Below are 5,217 nucleotides of genomic sequence, written 5' to 3' on the forward strand. Positions count from 1 at the left end.
ACGAGCGGCGGGTCGGACCGCACGAGCGTCGCGAGCGCCAACCGCGCGGCACCCGTTGCGGCGGGGCGGCCTACCGTACCGGCCCCCACCGCGAGCAGCGCCGCCACCCACGCCGCGGCTGCGACTCCGCGCGAGCCGTGGGCGGCCGACCCCACCATGAGCAGACCGAACGCGATCGCGAACGCGGGTGCCCCGACCCGCGCCAGCGCGCCCGTGCCACCCTTATCCACGAAGCCTCCCCCGCACCCGGCGGCGGCGATCGGGCAGCACCCCCATCGATTGCTCCAGACCGCCGTCGCCTCGCCACGACACGATGTCAACGCCGATCGTGGCCATGTCGCGATACATCGCGGAGCGCTGTAGCGCCCACATCCGGTCGACCAAGGGATCCTGCTCGTCTTCGAACGGCGAACTGTCGAGAATGTCGACGGCCAGCACGACATGACCCCGCTTTCGCAGATCGATGAGCGCGAGGGCGAATTCGGTGTCGAGCAACGTGGAGAACGCGATGACGATCGCCCCGGCCGGGACCGCCGCGCGTGGCGCCAGCGTGCCCGTGGTGCGTTCGAATCCGTCGCCGGCGCCGAGCACGGTGTCGAGCACCCGATAGAACTGGCGCTGCCCGATGTCGGCGCCAAGCCAGCGCGGATGGTTGCCCCCGAGAGCGACGATTCCGGCCCGATCACCGTGCCGCAACGCGGTTTGCACCACTTGCGCCGCGCCCCGAACGACTCGTTCGGTGGCCGCGGTCGCCGGACCCGCCGGCTGGCGGTACCCGTCGATCAGCACGACGACGTCGGCGGCGCGGTCGGTCAACCGCTGTGTGACGTGTAGCTCACCGCGACGCGCGCTCACCGGCCAATTCACCGCGCGCAGTTGGTCTCCGGGCACATAGGGGCGAATGTCGGCGTATTCCACACCGGGGCCGATGTGCCGGGTCAGATGGGACCCCAGTCGATCGAGCAACTCGGTCTGCGGGATGGGCGTTACCTGCGGCGGCGTCAACGGGAACACGATGACCTCGGCGGCGTCGACGAGGGCCGTGCCCGCGAGCAGCCCCCCGCGCGCGATCACGTCGACGCGGGCCGCGATCCAGTACCGGCCCCAGCGTTGCGCGGTCGCGGTCACCGTTTTCTCTTGGCCCGCATCAGAATCGGGAACCTCGAGATCCATCCCTTCGACGTCGGGGACCGTGACCTGCACGGCCGACAACCCCTCTCCTTCCCCGGTGATCCACACGCGCAGGTGCGCCTGTTCGTTTTCGAAGCATCGCTGCGCGGCGGGCTCACCGTGCACGCGAATCGTCGGCACCGGCCGCTGCCAGCTGATCGAGCACAGCACGCCGAGCAGGGGCGCCGCGAACGCGATCAGCTGCCACCGGGCGCCGACCACGGCAGCGGCAATGGCAAACCCCGCGCAGGTGGCGACCGCCCGCGTCAATCCCGACGCACGCCAGCGGAACTCGACCTCACGGCTTTGCGGCACGCCGGCCTCATCCGGTCTCTGCGGGACCCGCGCCGGTTCGCGGTACCGGCAGCCGGTGCAACAGCTCTCCGATGACATCGGCGCCCTGAATCTTTCGTACCCACATCTCCGGGCGCAGGGTGATACGGTGCGCGACCGCCGCGGTGGCGAGCGCCTTGACGTCCTCGGGGATCACGTAATCGCGGCCGAGCAGCAGCGCCCGCGCGCGGGCGAGCTGCACCAGATCGAGTTCGGCACGCGGGCTGGCGCCAACCGCGACCTGCGGATGGTGCCGCGTCGCATTGGCCAGCGACACCACGTAATGCAGGACGTCTTCGTGCACGGTCACCTGCTCGACCGATTCCCGCATCGCCAGCAGGTCGTGCGCGTCCACGACCTGATTGACCGTCGGCTCGGCCGAACCGCGCTCGAGGCGGCGGCGCAGCATCGAGGTCTCGTCCTGTTCGGTGAGATACCGCAGTTCCAGCCGGATCGCGAACCGATCGAGCTGCGCCTCGGGCAGCGGGTACGTGCCCTCGTACTCGATCGGGTTGTCGGTGGCCAGCACGATGAAAGGCCTTGCCAGTTGGTGTGTTTCGCCATCGATGCTGACCTGGCGTTCGGCCATCGCCTCCAGCAGCGCCGCCTGGGTTTTCGGCGGCGTGCGATTGATCTCGTCGGCAAGCAACAGGTTGGTGAAGATGGGCCCGGGCCGGAATGCGAAGCGGCCCGATTGCATGTCGTAGATCGTCGACCCGAGCAGGTCCGCCGGTAGCAGATCGGGCGTGAACTGCACCCTGGTGAATTTCAGCCCCAGCGCGGCCGCAAAGGATCTGGCGATCAGCGTCTTGCCGAGGCCCGGCAGATCTTCGATGAGGATGTGGCCGCGCGCGAGCACCGCGGTGAGGATCAGTCTGAGCGCGGAGCGTTTTCCCACCACCGCGCGTTCTATTTCGTCGAGAATCGCCTCGCAGTGTGCGGTCGTGGTTGCCGTCGGCAGCGTCATGTGTGGATCGCGCCCCCTGTCATACCTGCTCCAACTTTCGCAGAATCTCTTCCAGCGCCGCTCGGCCCGGCCCCGGTTGGCCGTCACCGCTGCGGACGACGTTGTTGGGATTGACCCAATCCCACAGTTCAACACCGAAGAGCATCCGACCCGTTGCGTGGAATGCCACGGGGTCTTTGGCTTGTCTTTGGCCCGTGGCGATTTCGTAGCGCCGGGCCAGCATCGGACGCAGATGCCGGTCCCAGTCGGCGCGGGTGGCCTCCGACCACCGGATCGTCGTCTCGGTGGTGGAAAGCCAGCGACGCAACGAGTCACCGAGATGGTCGGGGTCGGGCTGCGCGTGGGGCTCGAGCCCTCGCCCCAGGGCACGTCGCAGGCCGAGCAGCACCAGGGCCAGCCCAATACCGGAGGCCGCCAACACCAGTCGCCGGTCATGCTGCGCCAGCGCCAGCAGTTCTATGCCGACGATGAGGCAAACACCCAGGGCCGTGGTCTTTTTCATGCGACACTCCGCGATCCCAGCTCGTCGAGGACCAGCCGAAGCACGCGCACCGCCACGTCGCGGTGATCCTCGTTCATCACGTGGGGGCTGAACCGCGCCTCCGTGAACAGGTTCACCAAGTGGACGGCGTTATCGGCCTGCAGTGCATGGTGTTCGACCGCGCGCGCCAACACCTCGGACGGGGTGTCGAAGTCCTGGGGGACGGCGCCGGGAACGTGCGCGAGTTCGCGTTCCATCGCCGCGTAGCAGGCGATGATCGCCTCGCGCGGTTCGTGGCGTGGGTCGGTCATCTCGGCCAGTCCGCGTTCGGCCGCCCGGACCAATGACCGCGACGGCGCCCCCGGTGCCGGGGATCCGACCGGCTCGTCGGCGATGCCGGGCGCCGCCGGGCGCCACCGCCGCCTCGCCGTGGCGACCGTTCCGGCGACGACCATCAACAACATCGCGACCGTGCCGGCGAGCAAGACCCCCAGCATGTCCTGCGAGCCGTCGCGCGGACGGTGCTGCTGCTGGTGCGGCGGCGTGGCCCCGCGCGACGACGGAGGGGCGCCCGTCTCGGATGGTGACGGTGCGGGCGCCGGGCCGTGGGGCACCAGGAGCCGGGCCATCAGCGTCACGATCAGCAGCCAGGCCACGATCACCGCCAGTCCGATCAACAACACGCGCCAACTCGGTCTGCCCCTACCGGTGCCCAGCATGTCGGAGAGGGCGCCGGCGGATGGCGCGGGCGCACGCGGGTCCCGCAACCGCGCGACGACCGCGATCGCGACCAACGCGAGCGTCGCGGCAAGAATCGCCACCACGAACACCAGCGCCGCCCGGCCACCCGACTCGCTGCGCACCGCATGGTGCGGAGCAGGGATATACCCGCGCAGGGCGGCCGCGACCACGAGTAGGAGAACGATCAGGGCAACGACTCGCCCTGTCGGCTTGTCCATACCAGGCATTGGCACACCACTCAACCGGTTGCCTGCCGCCGTTGCGGCACTGGCTTTGCTCATACTTGCACGTCAGGCGGCACTAGGGCCAGGACCGGCGCCGGGCTTATCCACAGTCGACAATTCATCCACAAATTTCTCGGCACGCCCGGGGGCTGACCGTGACACACTCAGCGGGTGCCGCCTTATCGCGACGTCGGCGCGTTCAACGACCGCGCGACCGGTTACGACGGTGGCTGGCGTGGCCGGCTGCATCACACGATTTCCGACCGCACCGCCGACTTGGCGGTCCGCACGGTCCCGTCGCCGAACGCTGTGCTCGATGTGGGTTGCGGGACCGGTTATTTGCTGCACGTGCTGGCCGATCGCTACCCGAATGCCCAACAGCTTGCCGGCATTGACGCCGCGCCTCAGATGGTCGAGGTCGCGCGGTCTGTCGCGCGCGACGCTCGGCTGAGCTTCACGCAGGGGGCAGCGGAATCCCTCGGCTACCCTGACCACACGTTTGACCTGATCGTCAGCACAACATCATTCGATCACTGGTCCGACCAGCAAGCGGGGCTCATCGAGTGCGCTCGCGTGCTGCGGCCCGGCGGTCGCATCGTGCTCGTCGACCAATTCTCACCGTGGCTGCTGCCGACGTTGGCGACCAGCCGCCGGGGCAAGGCCCGCACCAAGCGCCGCGCCGATCACCTGCTGCTGCGAGCGGGATTTCGTTCCCAGCAATGGCACCGCGTGCAGGCCGTGATCATCAACGGCGTGACGGCGACCTCGCCGGCCTAGTCGAGGACGAACGGCCGGAAACTGCCGTCCAACACCTGTAGGTGGCCGACGGTGCGGCCCGTGACCTTGGCGGGATCGACGAGGGCCAATTCCACTGCGGCCCGGGCAAATTCGTCCGCCGAGGCGGTGTCGTCGAAGTTGCGGGCATAGTAGGAGAGCCCGGGTGTGAGGATCGGCTTGGACGGCGAGAGCGCGTTGACGGCGATGTTGTGGTCGGTGAGATCGTAGGCCGCGCATTGGGTCAGATGCTCGAGCGCGGCCTTGGACCCCCCGTATCCGGGCAGCACCCCGCCGCTGCGGTCGGCGTACGGGCCGTCGCCGGGCAGCCGCGACGCGACCGAGGTGATGTTGATGATCGAGCCACCGCCCGCCTCGATCATGTCGGGGCACACCATCTGCATCAGCTCGTAGGCCGCAAAGACCGCGATGTCGAAATGCCGGCGATACGCGTGCAAGGGCGTACTGACGAACCCCGGCCAGCCGGGCTTGGCGGCGCCACTCGGTGTTTTGGCAGACGTGGTGCG

6 protein-coding genes and 1 pseudogene are annotated in these 5,217 nt (G+C 68.8%); 1 reads left to right on the forward strand and 6 read right to left on the reverse strand.

Features of this window, described 5'->3' with window-relative positions; genetic code table 11:
• From Q0W90_RS23035 to Q0W90_RS23055, 5 genes and pseudogenes are all read right to left on the reverse strand, one after another.
• Positions 1-230: pseudogene (locus tag Q0W90_RS23035) on the reverse strand (hypothetical protein); the annotation flags it as partial.
• Positions 223-1,485 (reverse strand): DUF58 domain-containing protein, encoded by a 1,263-nt coding sequence (locus Q0W90_RS23040; protein WP_297776847.1) that lies wholly within the window; start codon positions 1,483-1,485, stop codon positions 223-225. The gene Q0W90_RS23040 and the pseudogene Q0W90_RS23035, both read right to left, overlap by 8 nt.
• A 7-nt stretch (positions 1,486-1,492) precedes the next feature.
• On the reverse strand, positions 1,493-2,470 hold the full coding sequence (locus tag Q0W90_RS23045) for a MoxR family ATPase (protein ID WP_297776849.1): 978 nt from the start codon (positions 2,468-2,470) through the stop codon (positions 1,493-1,495).
• A 19-nt stretch (positions 2,471-2,489) separates the two neighbouring features.
• Positions 2,490-2,972, reverse strand: a complete 483-nt coding sequence (locus Q0W90_RS23050; protein ID WP_297776852.1) for a hypothetical protein — start codon at positions 2,970-2,972, stop codon at positions 2,490-2,492.
• Positions 2,969-3,910 (reverse strand): DUF4129 domain-containing protein, encoded by a 942-nt coding sequence (locus Q0W90_RS23055; RefSeq protein WP_297602119.1) that lies wholly within the window; start codon positions 3,908-3,910, stop codon positions 2,969-2,971. Before Q0W90_RS23055 ends, Q0W90_RS23050 begins: the two co-directional genes overlap by 4 nt.
• 177 nt (positions 3,911-4,087) lie before the next feature.
• Here Q0W90_RS23055 and Q0W90_RS23060 point away from each other — a divergent pair, with 177 nt between their 5' ends.
• On the forward strand, positions 4,088-4,693 hold the full coding sequence (locus Q0W90_RS23060) for a class I SAM-dependent methyltransferase (protein WP_297602116.1): 606 nt from the start codon (positions 4,088-4,090) through the stop codon (positions 4,691-4,693).
• Here the strand turns inward: Q0W90_RS23060 and Q0W90_RS23065 are convergent.
• Positions 4,690-5,217 (reverse strand): SDR family oxidoreductase (locus Q0W90_RS23065; protein WP_297776856.1); only part of this gene is annotated, 528 nt, incomplete at its 5' end. The two genes, Q0W90_RS23060 and Q0W90_RS23065, sit on opposite strands and share 4 nt — an antisense overlap.

It is taken from the genome of Mycobacterium sp. (assembly GCF_025933915.1).
Taxonomy (GTDB): domain Bacteria; phylum Actinomycetota; class Actinomycetes; order Mycobacteriales; family Mycobacteriaceae; genus Mycobacterium.

Bases quoted from the DNA above. Each gene is read 5' to 3' on its own strand.
- Q0W90_RS23045 (WP_297776849.1), bottom strand. From the start codon at position 2,470: ATGACGCTGCCGACGGCAACCACGACCGCACACTGCGAGGCGATTCTC.
- Q0W90_RS23050 (WP_297776852.1), bottom strand. From the start codon at position 2,972: ATGAAAAAGACCACGGCCCTGGGTGTTTGCCTCATCGTCGGCATAGAA.
- Q0W90_RS23055 (WP_297602119.1), bottom strand. From the start codon at position 3,910: ATGGACAAGCCGACAGGGCGAGTCGTTGCCCTGATCGTTCTCCTACTC.